This is a genomic window from Marixanthomonas spongiae, assembly GCF_003095375.1.
Classification (GTDB): Bacteria; Bacteroidota; Bacteroidia; order Flavobacteriales; family Flavobacteriaceae; genus Marixanthomonas; species Marixanthomonas spongiae.
The window spans coordinates 129,160-150,096 of record NZ_QEHR01000007.1 but is presented as its reverse complement, the minus strand read 5'-3'; the positions used below and the strand labels follow the sequence as shown (position 1 = coordinate 150,096).

Genomic DNA, 20,937 nt, shown 5'->3' with positions numbered 1-20,937 from the left:
ACATTAGGATAATTAGTTTAAAAGCGGCCTACTGATTATGAAGAAGAAAATATATATGTACCTGTTCTTTTTTGCATTGTTGTTCGTTATATTTCAGTATATGAACGAAAAGCAGATTTACGAATCGCAGGAAAACGACATTGCATTACTGAAGAAAAAGGTATCGGCCTATGAAAAAAAAAACGATTCCTTGGTCCAGCGATTGCAGCAAGTAAACTACTTTAGTTTACTGGGCAACGACAATGCCATGACCTATTATGAAAACATGGGCTTTGAAGCTGCTGAAGTGGAAAACCGCGTGCGTGAACACATCTATGACCTAAACGGTGAAAAAGGAAACAACCCCATAGTTCCTTATGATGGTATAGAAGGGAGAATGAAGATTAACAAAGTAAAATTTTTAAACCACCGTTGGGTGGTGGCCGATTTTACCGATGGTACCTACTGGGGTGAAATGGTACTGGAATATTACATCAATGAAGACAAAAGCATTGATTTGAATGTTATTGGATCACTGCTGTATGGAGGTTAAGTTACAAGGTAACGTGATGAAGTAGGCAACGTTTTTTAAAAAAAACCTGGCTTTCCCTTAAGGAGAGAAAGCCAAGCTTAATTTTTTTCTTCTTAATACAATCGTATTTAAAAACTCACTTTTACCGTACCGTTAATACTTCTTCCAGTATCTAAAATAGCATCTCTTTTTAAGCGGGAAAGGTGCGAAATATACGTTTCATTAAAGAGGTTGGTGACTGAAAACTGCAGCTCCAAAGCTATATCGTTCAACTTAAACACATTGGAAGCTCCCAAACTTACCAAGTTATAACCCTTAGTAGGTGTTTCAAAACTGCCAGGATTGTTTTGGGCAAAAGTGTTTTGGAGGGTTGCAAAAGCTTGTGGTTTTTTAAAATACCTCGATTCGTTAAACTCAACCCGAAGTGTGCTCCGCAGGGTGTTCGCAGGGATCAAAGGTAAATAACCCCCAGACTTTAATTTACCGGTTACGGTTTCAAAAGTACTTTCCACATGAAGCCAATCCAGCGGATGTGGGTGAAGGTGCACGCCAAATTCGCCTCCGTACAATGTGGCATCAGACTGTACGTATTGAAAAACTTGGCTGTCATCGATTGTTTCGTCGGTAGGGCTTATGTAAATGTAATTGTTCACCGCATTATAAAATCCGTTGGCGAAAATTTCTACATGTTCATTCCCAAATTCCACAGAGACATCGGTTTGGAGGTTTTGTTCGTTTGTAAGGGCCGCATTGCCAATTTCATAACGATTGGCGCCATTGTGTGAACCATTGGAAGTCAACTCGGCTAAATTTGGAGCCCTAAATCCGCTAGCTAAATTAATACGGGCAACTATATGTTCAGAAAAATCCATCTTCGCACCAACAGCTGCATTAAAACTGTTGAAATCACGGTTTAAAGAAGCGATATAGTGATCTTCTATAGGATTTCCGGCTGCATCACTGTCTATCGATCTTCTGTCATATCTTACACCTGCCTGAAAATCTACTTTTTCCAAGTGATAATGGGTGGTTGCAAACATACCAAAGTCAAAAACAGTGGCATCTGGTATTAAAAGTTCTTCACCAAAGTTTGTATTTGTCTGGTACATTCCTTGGATTCCGGCGATGGTTTCAAAATTTCCTAACCGCGGAAGATTATACTTCACATCATAATTAAAGGTGTTCAATTTCATTTGTAATGCAGGGCCTTCATCGTGTTCGTGTTCGTGTTCTTCTTCTTCTTCTTCATGGGTTTCGCCATCATGTTCTTCTTCATGATGGTGGTCTTCAAACTCCCTGCGGTCGTTATGTTGATAACCTGCTTTGACGTTTAAACTTGAATTTCCGAAGAACAAAACTTGCTCCAAACTAAGGATATGATTATCAATTTCTTGAAAAGGAAGTTCCAGTTCCTTGCTGGTGGTCTGGTTTGCTATGGTTTCAGGAATCCCGATGTTGGATCGGTTGTAATTATACCGAAGCGTTGACTTGACCGTCTTGTCCTGAAATCGGATCCCGGTTTTAAAATCTGTTTCGTTAAAGCGCGTATTGGTGACCCGTTGTCCGTTTCCAGTTTTATAATCACTGTACGTACTGTAGGCACCACGGGCAAGAAACTTGAATTTTTCGCCCGATGTTTTCACACCGGCATTGACAGCAGAACCCAAAGTGTTTGAAAAATAAGCTCCTTGAACGTCGCCTTTCGTTTTTCCGTTTGCAGCAAAGCGTTCAGGATTTATATATAAAACCCCACCCAAAGCATCACTGCCATAGAGCAGGGAAGCAGGGCCTTTGATGACTTCCACGCTTTCCACACCGGCACTGTTGATGCCCAAACCGTGCTCATCGCCATACTGTTGGTTTTCCAGCCGGACCCCTTGGGTATAGGTCAATACCCGGTTGGAGCTCAATCCGCGAATCACCGGTTTCCCGATGCCTGTACCAGTACTAATGCTTTCTACGCCGGGAATCGTTGTAATCCCTTCGGAAAGGGTCGTCGCACCACTGGAAAGTAGGGCTTGGGCAGAAGCCCGTTCCACTTTCATAACATTATCGCCTTGTAATTTATGAAATGGGGTTGAAATAACGACCTCTTCCATTTCAACGGCGCTTTCAGTTAAAATAATATCATGTGTAATCGAACTGTTTCCTGAAAACTGGATGTTTTTAGAAACGGTTGCATATCCTAAATACGAATAGACCACGGCATAAGTTCCTTTAGGAATATTGGAAATGGCATAGGCCCCATCAAAGGAAGCAACGGTTCCTTTTTCAAGTTGCGGAATGTAAATGGTAGCGGGCAAAGGTTGGCCGGTATCTTTTGTGGTTACCGTACCTTGCAAGTTGTTTTGCGCATGTATATTGGCTATGCCCAAGAATGCCAATAGCATGCATGTGTATAATTTCATACGTTCTTAGTTTGGAATTAAAAAAAATAAGTGTGTCGAGAACTAAGAATTGGCGGGAGGGCCACGTACAAAGTAGGTAGCTGAATTGGCGCTTACTTCTACAGGACAGTAGCGCGTTTCTAGTTTTGAAGGTTCATCTAAGCTATAAAATTCGGGATATTCAGCTACGGAATAGCTGAAATTTGAAAAATGGAAATCGAACAAGGTACAGTCCAATTGCTTTTCGTGAAGGTGGGTGGTGATTTCGCTACACGGTTTATGGTCGTGCCCTTCAAAGATATGCGCAAACTGAACTGCGGATGGGAACAGCAACAGCCCTATTAAAAGAGCTGACAACACATTGGGCGCTATACTTTTTTTGGAAGCCATTAAACCCTTATAAAACGAAGCCCCATACTGCGGAGCATCTTTTTTTCAAAATTCCAAAAAAAACGAAACTCACCAAAAAGCCAACCAAAAAAGACCAACAAAACCTGATAGGCCGGGAAAATGATCAAAATACGTATCGGCCAATAAACGTACCAGCCGTGGTCTGTGGTAATGCCAATGGCCTGGGTCAATGGTGCTGCTAGTTTAGCTGCTGTGCTTCCTGTTATTGCAAATACTATAAAAACGACGGCCAATTGCCAATTGGAGCTGATCTCCCAACGTTGTTTTAATTTTCTCATCTTCTTCCGCCAGGTAAATGTTGATTGTACTTTTCTTGAAAATAAACAAAATAATTGTAGAGCAGGTAATTTACTTCGTAACCGTAATCGGTGTTGAAATTGTAATTTATCTCCTGCGGGTATAGACTGGGGCTGTACCGCTGTGGGTTGCGCACCCGGGCATTGAATTCAGAAACAAAAAAACGGTTTTTGTTTTCTAAATAATTTAATCCATAATAGCCTCGGGACGGTTGGGTTACCAACCAAGAATTGAAGCCAGGCTCTATGATGATAATTTCGTATTCTAAGCTATCGTTGGCAATGCGTATGGTATCATTTTCGGTTGCGGAGATCTTATCGCCTTTCATGGCAGATTTGGTGGAATCGCAACTGTAAACCGCCAAAGAAACCGCTATAATAAAAAGAATGTAACGCATGGACTATATTTCTACTTGCAAAAATACTGAAAATACTGAAAAGACAGAAAAGTCCTTGTTAAAGTATGCGGAATAAAAAAACCGTGTTCTGCATAACAAAACACGGTCGGTATAGTTTGGGGAAGGTTAATTTCCGAAGAAACCACCTATCATATTACCTAAGCCGCCTTTTTTGCCGCCGCCCAACACCATTCCGGCTACATCGTCGATCACGCTGCCGTCGTTATCGCCGTCTAATAATGACTCGATCAACGATTGTTCTTTTTCTTGCTCTTCTTGGGTGTTGCCGGCCATCATATTACCGAGCAAACTGGTGATCCCGGATTGTGAATCAACATTTCGCTGTCTTTTTTCTTTTCCAAGAAAGCCTAATAAAATAGGTGCTGCCACTTGCAATATTTGCATTACCGAGTTAGCGTCCATCCCTGATTTTTTGGAAAGCGCCCCGACCACATTATCTTGAGAACCTCCAAGTACGTGGCCCAAAATGCCCAATCCATCTACTTTTTCTTCTTCATTGACCCCACCGCCAAAAAACCCGCCAAGATTGTCCAGCACACTGCCATCGTGTTTGCCACTGCTCAATGCGCTCATCAGGCCAGAGGCACCTTGTTCAGATTTTGCGTTCTTTTTCATTGCTCCCATTAAAATAGGGAGCCCCATAGACAATACCGATGCGGTTTTATCTTGTGGTTGTTTGGTCTCTTTGCTTATGCCACCAATGATTTGTTGGCCCATTTCGCTGTTCAGTAAATCGAGTATTCCTGCCATTTTGTTTTTTATTTAATTGTAGAATAGATAAAGGTACTTAAAAACTAATTAACCGGTTTTAGTATCGATACAACTTGCTCGGCGAGTTCTATGCCAATCCTGTTTTGAGCCTCTTCGGTGGCGGCACCTATGTGTGGGCTTAACGATATATTGCCATTCATTAAAACCTTGATGGCTGGGGAGGGTTCATCTTCAAAAGTATCTAAGGCTGCAAACGATAGTTTTCCTTTTTCCAAGGCTTCCAATAAAGCTTTTTCATCGAGTACTCCGCCACGTGCGGTGTTGATTATGGCGGCACCGTCTTTCATTTGGTCGATTTCGGTTTCGCCAATTATAGGGCTTTTTTGCGAAGGAACATGCAGGGTAATAAAGTCACTGTGTTTAATGAGTTGGGATACCGGGGCGGTTTTTATCTTAAGGGTTATTTGTTGGCCATCGTAAAAATCTAAGGTGATATCTGCTTCGCCCACTTGGTTGTCGCTCGCAATTACTTTCATGCCACAACCTAAGGCTATTTTTGCCACTTCGCAACCTATACGGCCAAAACCGATGATGCCCAGGGTTTTTCCTCGCAGCTCTTTACCTCCGGCGTAGGTTTTTTTAAGTTCCTTGAACCTGGAATCGCCTTCAAGTGGCATGGTTCTATTGGCATCGTGCAAATGGCGTACACCACTAAAAAGATGGGCGAAAACCAGTTCGGCCACCGATGCCGAAGAAGCAGCAGGGGTGTTGACCACCTGTATGTCTTTGCTGCGGGCGTAGTCCACATCTATATTGTCCATACCAACGCCGCCTCGGCCTATTATTTTAAGGCTTGGGCACGCATCGATCAAAGTTTTGCGCACTTTTGTGGCCGAACGTACCAAAAGCACGTCTATGTTGTTTTTGTTAATGTAATTTTCAAGTTGCTCTTGCGCTACTTTTACCGTCAGTACTTCAAAACCAGCTTGTTCTAATAATTGTATGCCGCTGTTTGAAATTCCGTCGTTTGCTAAAACTTTCATATAGTCAATTTTTTATTTTCTAATTGTGGCTTCGGCTACGCTCAGCCACCACTGTTTTTAGGTGTTATAAAATATGTTGCTTCGATACAGTTTCTTTAAAATTAGCCTTCAAAAAAACCAATCAGCCATCTTGTATTATGCTTTTCTTTCCAATTCTTTCATTACATCAACCAATACCTGAACGCTTTCAAGCTCTAACGCATTGTACATGGAAGCCCTGTAACCACCTACGCTCCTGTGACCGTTTAAACCGTTTATACCAGCATCTTGCCAAAGGGTGTCAAATTTTTCTTTGAAATTTTCATCGGTAAGGTTAAAGGTTGCGTTCATGGTAGAACGGTCTTCTTTATTGGCTACAAAACCGGTAAACAAGGGGTTTCGGTCTATTTCAGAATAAAGTAGTTTCGATTTTTTATCATTCACTTTTTCGATTGCTGAAATACCTCCTTTTTCTTTTAACCACTCCAAGGTCAACATAGAAACATAAACGGCAAAAACCGCCGGCGTGTTGAACATACTGTTTTTGGCAATATGCACTCTATAATCCATCAATGAAGGGATGGCTCTTGACACCTTGCCTAAAACATCCTCTTTTACCACAATTAGGGTAGTGCCTGCGGGCCCCATGTTTTTCTGGGCGCCGGCATAGATGATACTGAATTTTGAAAAATCCAATTGCCGGGAAAAGATGTCGCTGCTCATGTCGCAAGCAATGGGAACATTGGTTTCAGGAAAACTTTTTAGCTGGGTTCCAAAAATCGTGTTGTTGCTGGTGCAATGAAAATAATCAGCATCTGAGGGGATTGTGTAGTTTTTAGGCACATAGTTGAAATTTTGGTCTTTAGAAGACGCTACTTCAAGTATCTCTCCAAATAGTTTTGCTTCTTTAATGGCTTTCACGGACCACGTACCAGTATTGAGATAGGCCGCTTTTTGTTCCAATAAATTATACGCTACCCGTAAAAATTCCATACTCGCGCCTCCTTGGAGGAAAAGCGCTTTATAGCCTTTATCTTGCAGCCCTAAATGTTCCAAAGCTAATTTTTGAGCGCGTTCCATTACCGCTGTAAAATCGGTACTGCGGTGAGAAATTTCGAGTAGCGACAAATCCAGGCCGTTGAAGTTTAAAATCGCTTCGGAAGCTTTTTGCATCACCGGTTGTGGCAACACACATGGCCCAGCACTAAAATTGTGTTTTTTCATGGGGTGATTGTTTTTCTTTTTTTTTTCAGTTATTTTTTGGTGAGTTGATGCCCTTTAATAGAGGTTTTCTGCAATCCTATAACGAAACTATCACTAATTTTTTCAATGCAAAGATGCTAATTTTGAAGCTATTGTACGTTAATTTGATAATAACTTATCAAGATAATTTTAACAAAAAGTCTACCGTGTCCACACCGTCGGCATAATCCCAAAGTTGAGGGTGCTGTGCTTTTCCGAAGGAAATTTCATTATCAATGCCACAATTTGACACAACTGCCTGTATTTTACCGGAATCTGCTTTCAATTTATTTTGTACACTATCCAAATTTGAATAAGTTTCATAAAACAGTACCGAAATAGGCGAGGAGTAACCCGTGTCTTTTTTCAGCAGCATAAACTCGTTGTCCAAAAGGGATATGTCGCTCATTAAATATACCGCTTTGTTATAATCGTAATTGTTGATGTATTTATGGTTGTTGATGAGGTGCTTCCAAGAGAACATTCCGTTGAAGAATTGATCGAAATCATAGGTTTCAGGAATAAAAAGTTTTGAAACGTTACGACAGCCCAACCCAAAATACCTAAACACATCATTGGCCAGCAATTGCAGTTCTTCTTTGGTTTCGTTGCCGGTCAATACGGCCACAGAGTTCCTGTTTTTGCGAATGATATTTGGGTATTTACTGAAGTAATACTCAAAATAGCGTGCGGTATTGTCGCTTCCGGTGGCGATGACAGCATCGAAACCAGTTAACTTTTCTTCAGTAAATGCAATGTGGTTTTTGAATTCCGGTTCAACCGAAATTAAATATCGCGCCAACAAAGGCAGTATATGCTTGTCGTTTGACGATAACTTTGCCAATACCTTGTTTCCTGTTAATAAAACCGACAGGAAATCGTGAAAGCCCACCAACGGGATATTGCCGGCCATAACAATGGCGACGATCTTTGGCTCGGTTTCCGGAATGGTATAGTTAGCAGCCCATTTGGTTATGTTTTCTTCGGTTAACGCTTGCGCCCAACTGTCACAGCTAAAACGCATGTTGTCCTCTGTAAACCAACCGTTATGGTGCTTTGCCGTTTGCATTGTTTGTAACATTTCAGAAAAATAAGGATCATTGTTTAATACATCCTGATTTTTTACGGGATTTTCAGCAGCAAACTGCCTTAGAAACCTCCCTAAAGCGGTAAAAGCGTTAATTCTTTGATGTAATTGCATACTTGTTTGGAGTTGCCCTTTTTAGGCGTTAAATTTGTAGCGCAAAGTTAGAAAAAGAAATACCGATGGCAATTATAATAACAGACGAATGTATCAATTGCGGTGCTTGTGAGCCCGAATGCCCCAACACCGCTATTTATGAAGGCGCAGACGATTGGCGGTATGCAGATGGCACCGACTTGGATGGCGACGTTGTGTTACCAAACGGAAAAGAAGTAGATGCCAACGAAACCCAAGAGCCCATTAGCGACGAAATATATTATATCGTGCCCGATAAATGTACTGAATGCAAAGGGTTTCACGATGAACCGCAATGTGCCGCCGTATGTCCCGTAGATTGTTGCGTACCCGATGAAGATCATGTAGAAAGCGACGAAGAACTGTTGGGCAAACAATCGTTTATGCACCATAAATAAGAACTGCATAAAACTCACAAAAAAAGCGCTTCCAGAATTACTGGAAGCGCTTTTTTTAATCGTTTTCAATAGATTTATTGGTTTATTTTATAAATGTTCTGCACGACCACATCGTTTTTCGCGTCATAGCTTTCCACTACAAAATCGCCATCGGTGTTAAAATAACCAAACGATTGTTTGCCATCTTGCGACATTATGTAATAGCCGTTTTGAGAAGAAGGCTTAATAATGGCGTATTCTTCTTGCGTGGCTTGATCTTGTACCGTCATTAAGCGGTACCCTTCAGCATCTTTTTGGTTTAAAAATTTATAACGGTTGCCTTTATAACCGTAACTGACATCTGTCTTAACGTCAGCATCTTTCATTACGGTTGAAAAATTTGTTTTGTCAGCTTTCTTATTTTTCAACGCCAGTACTTGATCTTTCGATTTTTTTACTTTTTTAGTTTTAACGTCAACGCCTTCATCGTTTTCTACATAGACCTTGGTCGTTGTGGTTTCGGTTTTCTCGTTTTTGTTAATTTGCGAAAAAGCAGTCGTACAAGCTGCTAAGGCAAATACTAAGAATATCTTTTTCATAAGTATAAGTTTTTATAGTTGTTTCATTTACGTTTACGTAAAATTAAGGGATGAATTTGTTAATTAAGGAAAATGGATTGGTAATACTTTGCCAAACTACAAGCGTTAAAGTGCGATTAATGCTAAAATTATCTTAAATTGATGGGGATATGCTATTTTTAGCAACTGCAGGGCAACACCGTGCATATTTGGTTGCGTAAAGAAAAGACATGATTGTCTTGATAGTATATATCGTGACAAGCGTGTTGCTGTATTAGCTGCAACATTATATCTCTGCAAGCCTAAAACTAAAACACACGACAAAAAAATACTATGCGAACCGTGTTAAAGGGATTATTAATTGTATTTTCGGGCTATATTTTATTGCTCTTCGGAATGTATTCCTTACAAGAAAAACTCATTTTTTTGCCTACCAAATTGCCACAGGAACATACCTATACCTTTAAACAACCCTTTACCGAAATTTTCTTGGAAGCCAAAGATGGCGCACGCCTCAATGCCCTGCATTTTAAGGTAGAAAACCCAAAGGGCGTAATGCTGTATTTTCACGGAAATGCCGGCAATTTAGACAGTTGGGGCGATATAACTTCCTTTTTCACTCAGTTTGAATATGATGTGTTGGTGATGGATTATCGAACCTACGGCAAAAGCACGGGAAACCTTTCAGAAAAAACACTTTACAAGGATGCCCAATTATTCTACGACTATCTTCTGAAACAATATGCTGAAGATGAAATTACGGTTTATGGCAGGTCTTTGGGCACTGCCTTAGCTGCTTATGTGGCTGCAAACAATCATCCTAAAAAATTGATCTTGGAAACCCCTTTTTATGCTATGGCCGACCTTGCCAAAAAACGGTTTCCTATTTTGCCCGTAAAACAGTTGTTGCGGTATAAATTTCCAACCAATACCTTTTTGAAGAAAACATCCTGCCCAGTAGTTATTTTTCACGGAACGGAAGATGGTGTTGTCCCTTATTCTTCTGGTAAAAAATTAGCAAAAGAGGTCTCAATAGAACGACTTGATTTTATCACGCTACCCCAAGGCGACCACAACAACCTCATTGAATTTAAAGCGTACCGGAAGGGGATAGCCAAAGCACTTCAATAAAAAAAAACCGGGACATCCCGGTTTTTTATGTTTCAGTAACATTTATAGCTTAATCGTCTTTTTTAAGCTTTGCCATACCGTCTGGCCTGCTTTCAAGTTCTTGGCGGCGTTGCTCAAGTTCTTTTTGCCGCTCCATTTTCTTCTTCAGAAGTATCTGGCGTCTCTTTTCAGCTTCGGCTTTTTGGTTTTGTATGGAAGCTTTCAGTTCTTCGCTCATCCTGTTTCTGTTTTGCATTATTTTTTCGGCATTGCCTGCATCAACAGAGACCTCGTCTGCAACTACCTGTTCACTGGTCCCAGATTTTGAAGTGATCACTTTGGCGTTTTGGTCTTGTTCGTTGGTACCTTCCACTTTTACAACTTCATTGTCTTCTTTTACCTCTTGAACCACTTTCGTGTCAACTTTTGTGTCTTTAACGGTTACTTTTTTGGTAACGGTCTCTTTATGGACATTCTTGTTTTCCTGAGCATATACTGAAGTAAATGCTATAAAGAATACAGTTATAACTGAATACATTGCTTTTTTCATAATTATTGATTGTTTGGTTTAACGAGATAAAGCTAACCTACAAAGTGTTAAAGGAACGGTAACGGGCAGCTAAAGTTTTCACATATTTTATTTTGAAAAGGGACTGATTAAGCCTTCTCATTGTTCCTTAATAATGTATATTTGCGCCCAAATTATACCGCAATATGAAAGCAGGAATCGTAGGATTGCCAAATGTAGGTAAATCCACCCTTTTTAACTGTCTATCGAACGCCAAGGCACAAAGTGCCAATTTTCCATTTTGCACCATTGAGCCCAATATTGGCGTGGTCAATGTACCGGACAACCGCTTGGTTAAACTGGAGGAATTGGTAAATCCACAGCGCATATTGCCTGCAACTGTTGAAATAGTCGATATTGCCGGTTTGGTAAAAGGCGCAAGCAAAGGCGAAGGACTGGGCAATCAGTTCTTGGGAAACATCCGGGAGACCGATGCTATTTTACATGTATTGCGTTGTTTCGACAATGATAACGTGGTGCATGTGGACGGAAATGTAAACCCCGTTCGCGATAAGGAAACCATCGATATTGAATTGCAGCTAAAAGATCTGGAAACTACCGAAAAAAAACTGGACAAAGTAAAACGTGCCGCCAGAACCGGAAACAAAGAGGCTCAAAAAGAAGAAGCAGCTCTAACCAAAGTAAAAGAAGGTTTGGAAGCCGGTGTTTCGGTTCGTGCCATTGATCTTACCGACGCTGAACGGGAAGAGTTCATTAATCCCATCCAGTATATAACCGACAAGCCTGTTTTGTATGTTTGCAATGTGGATGAAGGAGCAGCAGTTTCGGGAAATGAATATGTAGAGCAGGTCAAAGAAGCCGTTAAAGATGAAAATGCCGAGGTATTGGTCTTGGCTGTTGGCACCGAAGCCGACATCACTGAACTGGAAACTTACGAAGAACGCCAAATGTTCTTGGAAGACTTAGGCCTGGAGGAGCCCGGTTCAGCAAAACTGATACGCAGTGCCTATAAATTGCTCAACCTGGAAACCTATTTTACGGCAGGCGAAAAGGAAGTCCGCGCATGGACTATTCCTGTAGGATCTACCGCACCACAAGCTGCCGGCGTGATTCACACCGATTTTGAAAAAGGTTTTATCCGTGCCGAGGTTATAAAATACCAAGACTTTGTAAAGTACGGCAGTGAAGCCAAAGTACGCGATGCGGGAAAATTAGGGATAGAGGGGAAAGACTATATTGTACAAGATGGCGATGTGATGCACTTCAGGTTTAATGTTTAAGGCTTTTTAAAACGTCATTTGTAACCCAATGCCTCTATAAATATCTCCAGTTCTGGAAATTCCGGCACTTGGTACCACTTCAATGAGGCTTTCTTTTGTTTTGTGCAGTTCGGGGGTAAAGTAACCGGTAACTGCGCCTAAACCGTAGCCTAAAAGCACATCGGTTAAAAAGTGCTGTCCCGCCTTGATCCTAAAATATCCTACAGCGGCAGGAATTGTCGCCGCTCCAGCCCAGATCCAAACTTTTGAAGGACTGTCCGGATTAAAATCACTGTAAACCTTGGCTGCAAAAAAGGTGGCGGTTGCGGCGGCAGCAACATGACCCGAGTAAAAAGACCGTTGCCCGTTGTTTATCAAGCGCCGTTTCATAGAAACAGTTTCATTGTAAACATACGGCCGGCTTCTGTTTACCAAACCAGCGGTAACGGTATATAGCCCTGCGGTGGTGGAAAGGCTTTCCAAGTACAGGCCAAGAATTTGTGCGGTATGCTCATTCACATCATCGTCAAAAAGCAATACAAAAGGCGAAGCAAACGACATCGCAAACGGGATGTTGCTTTGTCCAATAGCCGCTTCAGAATTGTATCCTACGGCCCATTTATCGATAAAATTAATGTTGTCTTGGTTGTCGAGCTCCCGTTGCAGCTCGGCTTCGGTTAAATCTTCTTTCCCCAAAATCAATGAGTAACCGGTTACGGTAGCACCCAAAGCAGCACCGGTCCAGATGCCATCGCGCGTCCAATCCCATTCATAAGGGGAGTTTTTTTTGGTTTGTGAAAAACCAGTAGTACAAATGATTAAAAGTAGGAGGGTGGTTGCAGTTTTTTTCATAGACCTTAAATATATCATTATCTCAATATAACCATCTTTCCTTTAACATTTTGTTAGTTGGTTTTTATAAAACCCTTCTGAAAAAGAGATGGATTTCAAAAAAAAATAAAATTTACCAGTATATTCGTTACAAGGTTACTAACATTATGAACAGAAAACCACTTTTATTGTTCGCTACAGTGGCGTTTTTGCTGGTAGTGGAGTTTTTTTTATTTAAGGACCTTCCTTTTTTTTGGGACGGAATCAGCAAAGCGTATAGAGCCTCCTATCTTTACGATACCAATTTATCAAATTTAATTCTTCCTACTGCCTATTCTTCTGGTCACCCACCCCTGTGGATTGCCAGCTTGGCCATTTTCTGGAAAGTATTTGGAAAAACCCTTTGGGCATCCCGGCTCTTATTGTTACTGGTAAACATAGGGGTGTTTTATCAGCTTTTGGTATTGTGCAAACAGCATTTTAAATCATCGGTTCCGTTGGTTTTGTTTCTGTTTGTCTGTTTAGACCCTACAATCATTGCACAGACCACCAGTTTAAACAATGATATGCTGTTGTTGTTTTTTACCCTTATGTCGTTCAACGCCTTACAGAAAAACAGCTGGATGTGGTATGCTTTGGCACTTACCGGTTTGTTGCTCACCAACTTACGTGGCATCTATTGTTTTGTTGCACTTATCCTCATCCACATTATTTATAACAGGAAAAGGCTATTGGAATGGAAAAGCAACATGCTACGCTCGTATGCCATTGCAACATTAACTTTTGTAATTTTCTTGATTTTTCAATACACCGAACTGGGCTGGGTATTGTTCACTAAAAACGAAAACTTCTCCAAACATAGGGAAGCGGCCTCTGGTTTCAGGGTCGTGAAAAACACAGCGGCCTTTGTAAAATATGTATTGGATTTTGGCCGGGTGTTCCTGTGGATTCCGTTGCTTTTCTTCCTGCTGAAATTTTACCGAAATAAACAATGGGCGTTGGATGTCAACTCCCAAAAAACAGGAATCGCCTTGCTTGTTTTTACAGGCGTTTTCTTTCTGGGTTTTGTTCCGTTCAGCAACCCGATGGGCCCCAGGTATTTAATGGTGTGCTATATTTTGGCCGCTGTGCTTTTTATTAACCTCTTGTTTACTGTTTCAGAAAAACGAAAAACCCGAAACAGTATCTTATTGATAGTCGCTGCAGGGCTTATTTCTGGTCATTTTTGGATTTATCCCGCTACCATTTCACAAGGTTGGGACAGCAGTTTGGCCTATTTGGGTTATTTTGACAAAGAAGAAAAAATGCTGAAATTTCTGAAAGACAAAAAGATTGAACCGTCACAAGTGGGCACCAATATACCCATAAACGGAAGAGGTTTGGCACGGCTTTCAAAGGAAAATACTATTGAAGAAAAATTCCCTCCACTTGATCTGGCAAGCAATCCCTACGTGCTTTTTTCGAATATTGAAAACGATACCGATGATGCTACCATCAACACGTTGCGCACCCAATGGGAAGAAATAAAAACTTATGAAAGGCTAGGGGTGTTCATTACCCTGTACAAAAGACCGGAAGTACCTGCCGTGAAATAGAAAAAAAGGGCTATTCGTAGAGTTTCAGGCGTTGTTTCAGTTTAAACAATTCTGCCTCCATATCGTGCATTCGTTTCACAAGGTGGTTGAGCGTGTCAATACCCTCGAGATTGATACCGAGCTCTTTGTGCAGGCGAAACATGCGTTCTATTTCGGTAATGTCATCCTCGGCAATGCACGGTTCTTTTTGTGTAGTTCTCACCTCAATCAATCCGTATTGTTGCAGTGCGTCAACAAAATCCCGGTCTATTTTGGTTTGTTTGCAATAGGTGGTTACCTGTATGTATTTGGAATGTGCCATAATCAGCGTAGTTTAGAGAGGTTAGCGAACAATTCTTTTTCTTTTTCTGAAAGGTTTTGGGGCAATTTAACGGTATAGGTAACATAGAGATCGCCAAATTGTCCTTCTTTTTTATAAACGGGCATCCCTTTTCCCTTCAATTTCACCTTGGTGCCGGGCTGTGTTTCTGGTTTAACCGTCAGTTTTACTTTGCCCGTCAAGGTATCGATGGTTTCCTTTCCTCCTAACAGTGCGGTGTACAGATCTATTTCGTGGGTTTGGTGCAAATTTTTCCCAAATCGCTTAAACTGTGTGTTGTTTATAATCTCAAAAGTAATAAAAAGATCGCCTTTTGGACCACCACCGGCACCTTCGCCGCCATATCCTTTTATTTTAATGGTCTGGCCATCTTCAACCCCAGCGGGGATGGTGATGCGTATTTTCTTTTCGCCCAGATCGATGGTCTGCTTCTGCGACGTCAATATATCGGTAAGGTTTAACCGTAGGGTTGCGTTAAAATCCTGACCTTTAAACTGGGCGTGGGTGCGTTGCCTGCCACTGGAAAAACCACCGCCTCCAAACATAGACTCAAAAAAGTCTGAAAATTCACTCTCATTGAAATTGCCTCCGCGCGAGGTGTAGGTGCGTTGCCGTCCGCCACCAAAACCGCCAGATGCTCTTTGTTGGCGTTGGGCTTCTTCGTAGGCATCGGCATGTTCCCAATCTTTGCCGTATTTGTCGTATTTTTTGCGCTTTTCGGGATCGCTCAATACGGCGTGGGCTTCGTTTATACGTTGAAATTTTTGCTGTGCTTCTTTATCGTCCGGATTGATGTCGGGATGGTATTTGCGCGCCAGTTTTCGGTACGCTTTCTTTATCTCGGCTGCCGTTGCACTTTTGGTCAGCCCTAAAACTTTGTAATAGTCAATAAATTCCATAGTATCATTTCGAAATTACGATGAAATTAAAAAAAACATTCCAAGCCATCAAAACAAGCTCGTTTTTTTGTCATAATTTTAATATTTTCGAACACGGAAAACTAGAATAACATTTCAGGAAAAATAAGACTGGGTTTTTACTAACAATGCCCGGTGCATTATTGTTAATTACTTTCGGCTTCAGGGGTGTAAAATTTGAAGCTTAAACCCTATATTTAGGGCATATTCACGATTTTTTATGGCAGACACAAAATACACGGAAGATAATATTAGGTCGCTGGACTGGAAAGAGCACATTCGCATGCGGCCCGGAATGTATATTGGAAAATTAGGAGACGGTTCGTCGCCCGACGACGGTATCTACATTTTACTTAAAGAGGTGATAGATAACTGTATAGACGAGTTTGTTATGGGTGCGGGCAAGACCATAGAAGTGCGCATTAAAGACAAAGAGGTGCGGGTACGCGACTATGGACGGGGCATTCCGTTGGGCAAAGTGGTGGATGTGGTTTCAAAAATGAACACGGGCGGAAAGTACGATACCCGGGCGTTTAAAAAATCGGTTGGTTTAAATGGTGTGGGTACCAAAGCGGTCAACGCGCTTTCTGCATTTTTTAAAGTAGAATCGGTACGGGAAGGAAAGCACAAATGGGCCGAATTCAGCTTGGGCGAACTAAAAAACAGCCCCGATATTGAAGAATCGGGCAAACGCAAAGGCACCCGCATTGAATTTATCCCCGATGAAGCCATTTTCAAAAACTTTAAATACCGCAACGAATACGTAGAAAAAATGCTGAAAAACTACGTATATCTCAATCCGGGGCTTACGATAGATTTTAATGGCGAGAAGTTTAAATCGGAAAACGGGCTGAAAGACCTTTTGGAAGATAAAATGTCCAAAGAAGATATGCTATACCCCATCATTCATTTAAAAGGGGAAGACATCGAAGTGGCCCTAACCCACAGCAAAACCCAGTACAGCGAGGAATACCACAGTTTTGTAAATGGCCAGAACACCACACAGGGCGGTACGCACCAATCGGCTTTTAGGGAAGCCATCGTCAAAACCATAAGGGAATTCTACGGTAAGAATTACGACTCCAGCGACGTGCGCAAATCCATTGTTTCGGCCATTAGCATCAAGGTCATGGAGCCTGTTTTTGAAAGCCAGACCAAGACAAAATTGGGCTCGACCGATATGGGCGGCGACCTGCCCACGGTGCGAACCTACGTAAACGATTTTGTAAAAACCTACTTAGACAATTACCTGCACAAAAATCCAGGGGTGGCCGAGGCCATTCAGAAAAAAATAATCCAGGCCGAACGTGAGCGTAAAGATTTAAAGGGTATTCGCAAACTGGCGCGCGACCGGGCCAAAAAAGCAAGCCTGCACAATAAAAAACTGCGGGATTGCCGGGTGCATTTGGGCGATATGAAAAAAGAACGCCGCTTGGAAACCACCTTGTTCATTACCGAAGGCGATTCGGCAAGCGGGAGCATCACCAAAAGTCGCGACGTGAATACCCAGGCCGTGTTCTCGTTACGGGGAAAGCCGCTCAATAGCTACAATATGAGCAAGAAAATCGTGTATGAAAACGAAGAGTTCAATCTCTTGCAAGCAGCCTTGAACATTGAGGACTCTATGGAAGACCTTCGCTACAACAACATCGTGATAGCAACCGATGCCGATGTGGACGGGATGCACATTAGGCTGTTGTTGATTACGTTCTTTCTTCAGTTTTTTCCTGAATTGATCAAACAAGGGCATTTGTACATTCTGCAAACCCCATTGTTTAGGGTGCGCAATAAAAAAGAAACCATTTATTGCTATTCTGAAGAAGAACGCAGAAATGCCATTGAAAAGCTGAAAAAACCCGAAATCACCCGTTTTAAAGGATTGGGTGAAATATCGCCTGATGAGTTTCAACATTTCATAGGCGATAACATCCGGCTCGATCCTGTGATGTTGGACAAGGCCATGAGCATCGATGAACTGCTGAAATTTTATATGGGCAAAAACACCCCAGACCGACAGGAATTCATTATTGAAAACCTTAAAGTGGAGTTGGATGAAGTTGAAGCAACGGTTTAAATTAAAATATTTTAAATGTTTAAAATCAGGGCAATAAAAATATTTTTTCTCATAATTGTTTTGCAGTTTTTTTCTTGCGATAGATACGATGACTGCGCTATGCTATTATCACCTCCACAATCGGTAGCGCTTGTAACTATTGAGGACAGTAAAGGCAATTCGCTATTAGGGGAAGATAATGTATATAAGCCTTCAGAAATCACACTGACGGGTAATGAAGACACGCTTTTTTTGAATTTTTTCAAGGAAATGAAAAAACGATAATAGAACTATATTATGAACAATTAAACTCTGGAAATAACTATTTTTTGAATTTAAATGAAGATGAAACAGAAATTTTGAACCTTATATTAAAGGTAAATAAAGGAGATTGTTTTGATGTTTAAGAAATTGAAAAATTTAAACTTAATGGAAAAGAAATTTAACCTGATAACGGAGTCTATATCATTCAGAAATAAAACACAAACTGTAACAGCAGATTAATTATAGCACATGGCGGAAGAAAATACCCCAAACGAAGAAGAACTAAACCCACAAGAGCAACCTACCGAAAACAGTGAGACCATCACCAAAGTAACGGGCATGTACCGCGACTGGTTTCTCGATTATGCCAGTTATGTGATCTTGGAACGCGCCGTCCCTGCCATTGAAGATGGTTTTAAACCGGTGCAGCGCCGTATCATGCATTCTATGAAAGACCTGGATGACGGCCGTTACAACAAAGTAGCCAATATTGTGGGGCACACCATGCAGTACCATCCGCATGGTGACGCCAGTATTGCCGATGCTATGGTGCAAATTGGCCAAAAAGACCTGCTAATTGACACTCAGGGTAACTGGGGAAACATCTTGACTGGCGACCGTGCCGCAGCATCCCGGTATATTGAAGCACGGCTTTCAAAGTTTGCCCTGGATGTTGTTTACAACCCCAAAATTACAGGATGGCAAGCTTCCTATGACGGTCGCAAAAAAGAACCGATAAATTTACCGGTTATGTTTCCACTGTTGCTGGCACAAGGAGCGGAAGGTATTGCTGTGGGGCTTTCCACAAAAGTATTGCCACACAATTTTATCGAGTTGATTGATGCTTCAATTAAGCACCTTCAAGGAAAACGCTTTCAGTTGGTTCCCGATTTTCCAACGGGTGGTATTATGGACGCAACCGACTATAAAGACGGCGTTCGCGGCGGTAGAATACGAAGTCGTGCAAAAATAAGCCAATACGACAAAAACATCTTGGTCATCACCGAAATACCCTACGGCACCACCACTTCTTCTTTAATAGACTCCATTTTAAAGGCCAATGAAAAGGGCAAGATAAAAATCAAGAAAATTGAAGACAATACTGCTGCCGAAGTGGAAATCCTTGTACACATCCCGAGTGGCATTTCACCAGACAAAACCATCGATGCGCTTTATGCTTTTACCAATTGTGAGACTTCCGTTTCACCATTAGGCTGTGTTATAGAAGACAACAAACCCTTATTTATTGGGGTTTCTGAAATGCTCCGCCGTTCTACCGACAGGACCGTGGAACTACTGAAAAGCGAACTGGAAATAAAGTTGGACGAATTTGAAGAGCAATGGCACTTTGCCTCTTTAGAACGCATTTTTATCGAGAACAGGATTTATCGGGATATTGAAGAAGAAGAAACTTGGGAAGGCGTGATCCAAGCGATAGACAACGGATTGAAACCGCACATCAAACATTTAAAACGTGCCGTGACCGAAGAAGATATCGTCCGGTTGACCGAAATTAGGATCAAACGTATTTCAAAATTCGATATAGACAAAGCCCAACAAAAAATTGAGGCACTGGAAGATAGCATTGCCCAAGTAAAGCATCACTTAAATAATTTAATTGAATACGCAATCGATTACTTTAAACGGTTAAAGAAAGATTATGGCGAAGGAAAAGAGCGAAAGACCGAAATACGGGTATTTGAGGATATTGAAGCCACAAAGGTGGTTATCCGCAACACAAAGCTCTACGTAAACCGAAAAGAAGGGTTTATCGGTACGAGCATGCGGCGCGAAGAATATGTAACCGACTGCAGCGACATTGACGATATCATTGTCTTCACCGAAGAAGGAAAAATGATGGTCACCAAAGTTGATAGCAAAACCTTTATAGGCAAGAACATCATTCACGTCGCAGTCTTTAAAAAGAAAGACAAACGCCGTATCTACAATATGATTTACCGTGATGGCAAAAACGGAACAACCTATGTAAAACGGTTTTCGGTAACTTCCATGACCCGTGACCGTGAATATGACCTTACGCAAGGCAAAAAAGGCAGCAAAGTGCTTTATTTTACTGCAAATCCCAATGGGGAGGCCGAGGTGGTAACGGTTTTGTTGCGCCAAAAAGGCAATATTAAAAAACTGAAGTTCGATCTGGATTTTGCCGATCAAAAAGTAAAAGGACGCCGATCTAAAGGAAATATCGTTACCAAATATCCCGTAAAACGCGTGGAGCTGAAAGAAAAAGGCCTATCTACCTTAAAACCACGGAAAATTTGGTTTGACGAAACCGTAAAGCGCCTTAACATGGATGGCCGGGGCGAATTGCTTGGGCAGTTTAAAAGTGAAGACCGCTTGTTGATCGTTAACCAAGACGGAACGGTTAAAACCGCCATTCCGGAGTTGACCTTACGTTTTGATGACGATATGATCGTTCTCGAAAAATGGGAACCAAAAAAACCACTTTCAGCGATTTATTGGGACGGCGAAAAGGAATTGTTTTACGTAAAACGCTTTTTGGTGGAAAACCCCGACAAGGAAGAAGTGATCATTTCAGACCATCCCAAATCGTATCTCGAAAAGATTTTCACCGAACACCGTCCCATGGCCGAAGTGGTGTTTGTAAAACAACGCGGCAAAGAGCGACAGGACAATATGGAAGTGAACCTGGAGGAGTTCATCTCCGTAAAAGGCATCACAGCGTTGGGCAACCAATTGACCAAAGACAAAGTACTTGAGATAAACACTTTAGACCCGCTGCCATATAATCCTCCAAAAGAAGTATCTGCAGAAGATATGGACGTGGTAGATGAAGAAGAGGTTTCCGAACAAGACGAAAAAGACGATGGGGAAGGGCAAACTTCATTATTTTAACAAAAGCAATTAA

20 protein-coding genes are annotated in these 20,937 nt (G+C 41.5%); 7 read left to right on the top strand and 13 right to left on the bottom strand.

Translation table 11 applies throughout. The features are described from left to right. The first annotated feature begins 37 nt into the window (after positions 1–37). On the top strand, positions 38–532 hold the full coding sequence (locus DDV96_RS11875) for a hypothetical protein (protein WP_133240845.1): 495 nt from the start codon (positions 38–40) through the stop codon (positions 530–532). Between the two features lie 107 nt (positions 533–639). Here DDV96_RS11875 and DDV96_RS11870 read toward each other — a convergent pair whose 3' ends face one another. The 8 genes from DDV96_RS11870 to DDV96_RS11835 all read right to left on the bottom strand — a co-directional run bounded on the left by DDV96_RS11870 (position 640) and on the right by DDV96_RS11835 (position 8,200). Then, positions 640–2,919 carry a TonB-dependent receptor gene (locus DDV96_RS11870; RefSeq protein ID WP_116694985.1) on the bottom strand — a complete coding sequence of 760 codons (2,280 nt, stop codon included), beginning with the start codon at positions 2,917–2,919 and terminating at the stop codon, positions 640–642. A gap of 42 nt (positions 2,920–2,961) precedes the next feature. Then, positions 2,962–3,288: a hypothetical protein gene (locus DDV96_RS11865; protein WP_116694984.1), complete on the bottom strand. Its 327-nt coding sequence runs from the start codon at positions 3,286–3,288 to the stop codon at positions 2,962–2,964. Then, positions 3,288–3,587 (bottom strand): DUF6787 family protein, encoded by a 300-nt coding sequence (locus DDV96_RS11860; protein WP_116694983.1) that lies wholly within the window; start codon positions 3,585–3,587, stop codon positions 3,288–3,290. Before DDV96_RS11860 ends, DDV96_RS11865 begins: the two co-directional genes overlap by 1 nt. After that, a complete protein-coding gene (locus DDV96_RS11855; RefSeq protein WP_116694982.1) occupies positions 3,584–4,003 on the bottom strand; it encodes a DUF6146 family protein in 420 nt (139 codons plus the stop codon). Before DDV96_RS11855 ends, DDV96_RS11860 begins: the two co-directional genes overlap by 4 nt. Positions 4,004–4,129: 126 nt before the next feature. Continuing rightward, positions 4,130–4,774, bottom strand: a complete 645-nt coding sequence (locus DDV96_RS11850; protein ID WP_116694981.1) for a DUF937 domain-containing protein — start codon at positions 4,772–4,774, stop codon at positions 4,130–4,132. Positions 4,775–4,818: 44 nt separating this feature from the next. Next, positions 4,819–5,778: a D-2-hydroxyacid dehydrogenase gene (locus DDV96_RS11845; protein ID WP_116694980.1), complete on the bottom strand. Its 960-nt coding sequence runs from the start codon at positions 5,776–5,778 to the stop codon at positions 4,819–4,821. Positions 5,779–5,913: 135 nt separating this feature from the next. Further along, positions 5,914–6,981, bottom strand: coding sequence for a 3-phosphoserine/phosphohydroxythreonine transaminase (gene serC, locus DDV96_RS11840; RefSeq protein ID WP_116694979.1), 1,068 nt, complete (start codon positions 6,979–6,981; stop codon positions 5,914–5,916). A 157-nt stretch (positions 6,982–7,138) separates the two neighbouring features. Further along, positions 7,139–8,200: an acyl-CoA reductase gene (locus DDV96_RS11835; protein ID WP_116694978.1), complete on the bottom strand. Its 1,062-nt coding sequence runs from the start codon at positions 8,198–8,200 to the stop codon at positions 7,139–7,141. A 65-nt stretch (positions 8,201–8,265) separates the two neighbouring features. Here DDV96_RS11835 and DDV96_RS11830 point away from each other — a divergent pair, with 65 nt between their 5' ends. Beyond that, positions 8,266–8,616, top strand: a complete 351-nt coding sequence (locus DDV96_RS11830) for a 4Fe-4S dicluster domain-containing protein (RefSeq protein WP_116694977.1) — start codon at positions 8,266–8,268, stop codon at positions 8,614–8,616. Positions 8,617–8,690: 74 nt separating this feature from the next. On the opposite strand, the gene DDV96_RS11825 is transcribed toward DDV96_RS11830, so the two are convergent. Continuing rightward, on the bottom strand, positions 8,691–9,194 hold the full coding sequence (locus tag DDV96_RS11825; RefSeq protein WP_116694976.1) for a hypothetical protein: 504 nt from the start codon (positions 9,192–9,194) through the stop codon (positions 8,691–8,693). 312 nt (positions 9,195–9,506) lie between these two features. Here DDV96_RS11825 and DDV96_RS11820 point away from each other — a divergent pair, with 312 nt between their 5' ends. Beyond that, entirely contained in the window at positions 9,507–10,304 is a 798-nt protein-coding gene (locus DDV96_RS11820) for an alpha/beta hydrolase (RefSeq protein WP_116694975.1), read from the top strand. Positions 10,305–10,353: 49 nt separating this feature from the next. On the opposite strand, the gene DDV96_RS11815 is transcribed toward DDV96_RS11820, so the two are convergent. Continuing rightward, positions 10,354–10,833 (bottom strand): hypothetical protein, encoded by a 480-nt coding sequence (locus DDV96_RS11815; protein ID WP_116694974.1) that lies wholly within the window; start codon positions 10,831–10,833, stop codon positions 10,354–10,356. Positions 10,834–10,997: 164 nt separating this feature from the next. Here DDV96_RS11815 and ychF point away from each other — a divergent pair, with 164 nt between their 5' ends. Beyond that, on the top strand, positions 10,998–12,092 hold the full coding sequence (gene ychF / locus DDV96_RS11810) for a redox-regulated ATPase YchF (protein ID WP_116694973.1): 1,095 nt from the start codon (positions 10,998–11,000) through the stop codon (positions 12,090–12,092). 6 nt (positions 12,093–12,098) lie between these two features. Here the strand turns inward: ychF and DDV96_RS11805 are convergent, their stop codons facing one another. Then, complete coding sequence (locus DDV96_RS11805; protein ID WP_240607715.1) at positions 12,099–12,923, bottom strand: phosphatase PAP2 family protein; 825 nt, start codon at positions 12,921–12,923, stop codon at positions 12,099–12,101. A gap of 146 nt (positions 12,924–13,069) precedes the next feature. Between DDV96_RS11805 and DDV96_RS11800 the strand changes: the two genes are divergently transcribed. Further along, positions 13,070–14,497: a hypothetical protein gene (locus DDV96_RS11800; protein ID WP_133240844.1), complete on the top strand. Its 1,428-nt coding sequence runs from the start codon at positions 13,070–13,072 to the stop codon at positions 14,495–14,497. Positions 14,498–14,507: 10 nt separating this feature from the next. Here DDV96_RS11800 and DDV96_RS11795 read toward each other — a convergent pair whose 3' ends face one another. Both DDV96_RS11795 and DDV96_RS11790 read right to left on the bottom strand, forming a co-directional pair. Beyond that, complete coding sequence (locus DDV96_RS11795) at positions 14,508–14,798, bottom strand: chaperone modulator CbpM (RefSeq protein ID WP_116694970.1); 291 nt, start codon at positions 14,796–14,798, stop codon at positions 14,508–14,510. A gap of 2 nt (positions 14,799–14,800) precedes the next feature. Further along, a complete protein-coding gene (locus tag DDV96_RS11790) occupies positions 14,801–15,715 on the bottom strand; it encodes a DnaJ C-terminal domain-containing protein (protein ID WP_116694969.1) in 915 nt (304 codons plus the stop codon). Positions 15,716–15,953: 238 nt separating this feature from the next. Here DDV96_RS11790 and DDV96_RS11785 point away from each other — a divergent pair, with 238 nt between their 5' ends. Continuing rightward, complete coding sequence (locus DDV96_RS11785; RefSeq protein ID WP_116694968.1) at positions 15,954–17,807, top strand: DNA topoisomerase IV subunit B; 1,854 nt, start codon at positions 15,954–15,956, stop codon at positions 17,805–17,807. 492 nt (positions 17,808–18,299) lie between these two features. Beyond that, positions 18,300–20,924, top strand: coding sequence for a DNA gyrase/topoisomerase IV subunit A (locus tag DDV96_RS11775; RefSeq protein ID WP_116694966.1), 2,625 nt, complete (start codon positions 18,300–18,302; stop codon positions 20,922–20,924). Positions 20,925–20,937: the final 13 nt, after the last annotated feature.

Bases quoted from the DNA above. Each gene is read 5' to 3' on its own strand.
- DDV96_RS11875 (WP_133240845.1), top strand. From the start codon at position 38: ATGAAGAAGAAAATATATATGTACCTGTTCTTTTTTGCATTGTTGTTC.
- DDV96_RS11870 (WP_116694985.1), bottom strand. From the start codon at position 2,919: ATGAAATTATACACATGCATGCTATTGGCATTCTTGGGCATAGCCAAT.
- DDV96_RS11865 (WP_116694984.1), bottom strand. From the start codon at position 3,288: ATGGCTTCCAAAAAAAGTATAGCGCCCAATGTGTTGTCAGCTCTTTTA.
- DDV96_RS11860 (WP_116694983.1), bottom strand. From the start codon at position 3,587: ATGAGAAAATTAAAACAACGTTGGGAGATCAGCTCCAATTGGCAATTG.
- DDV96_RS11855 (WP_116694982.1), bottom strand. From the start codon at position 4,003: ATGCGTTACATTCTTTTTATTATAGCGGTTTCTTTGGCGGTTTACAGT.
- DDV96_RS11850 (WP_116694981.1), bottom strand. From the start codon at position 4,774: ATGGCAGGAATACTCGATTTACTGAACAGCGAAATGGGCCAACAAATC.
- DDV96_RS11845 (WP_116694980.1), bottom strand. From the start codon at position 5,778: ATGAAAGTTTTAGCAAACGACGGAATTTCAAACAGCGGCATACAATTA.
- serC (WP_116694979.1), bottom strand. From the start codon at position 6,981: ATGAAAAAACACAATTTTAGTGCTGGGCCATGTGTGTTGCCACAACCG.
- DDV96_RS11835 (WP_116694978.1), bottom strand. From the start codon at position 8,200: ATGCAATTACATCAAAGAATTAACGCTTTTACCGCTTTAGGGAGGTTT.
- DDV96_RS11830 (WP_116694977.1), top strand. From the start codon at position 8,266: ATGGCAATTATAATAACAGACGAATGTATCAATTGCGGTGCTTGTGAG.
- DDV96_RS11825 (WP_116694976.1), bottom strand. From the start codon at position 9,194: ATGAAAAAGATATTCTTAGTATTTGCCTTAGCAGCTTGTACGACTGCT.
- DDV96_RS11820 (WP_116694975.1), top strand. From the start codon at position 9,507: ATGCGAACCGTGTTAAAGGGATTATTAATTGTATTTTCGGGCTATATT.
- DDV96_RS11815 (WP_116694974.1), bottom strand. From the start codon at position 10,833: ATGAAAAAAGCAATGTATTCAGTTATAACTGTATTCTTTATAGCATTT.
- ychF (WP_116694973.1), top strand. From the start codon at position 10,998: ATGAAAGCAGGAATCGTAGGATTGCCAAATGTAGGTAAATCCACCCTT.
- DDV96_RS11805 (WP_240607715.1), bottom strand. From the start codon at position 12,923: ATGAAAAAAACTGCAACCACCCTCCTACTTTTAATCATTTGTACTACT.
- DDV96_RS11800 (WP_133240844.1), top strand. From the start codon at position 13,070: ATGAACAGAAAACCACTTTTATTGTTCGCTACAGTGGCGTTTTTGCTG.
- DDV96_RS11795 (WP_116694970.1), bottom strand. From the start codon at position 14,798: ATGGCACATTCCAAATACATACAGGTAACCACCTATTGCAAACAAACC.
- DDV96_RS11790 (WP_116694969.1), bottom strand. From the start codon at position 15,715: ATGGAATTTATTGACTATTACAAAGTTTTAGGGCTGACCAAAAGTGCA.
- DDV96_RS11785 (WP_116694968.1), top strand. From the start codon at position 15,954: ATGGCAGACACAAAATACACGGAAGATAATATTAGGTCGCTGGACTGG.
- DDV96_RS11775 (WP_116694966.1), top strand. From the start codon at position 18,300: ATGGCGGAAGAAAATACCCCAAACGAAGAAGAACTAAACCCACAAGAG.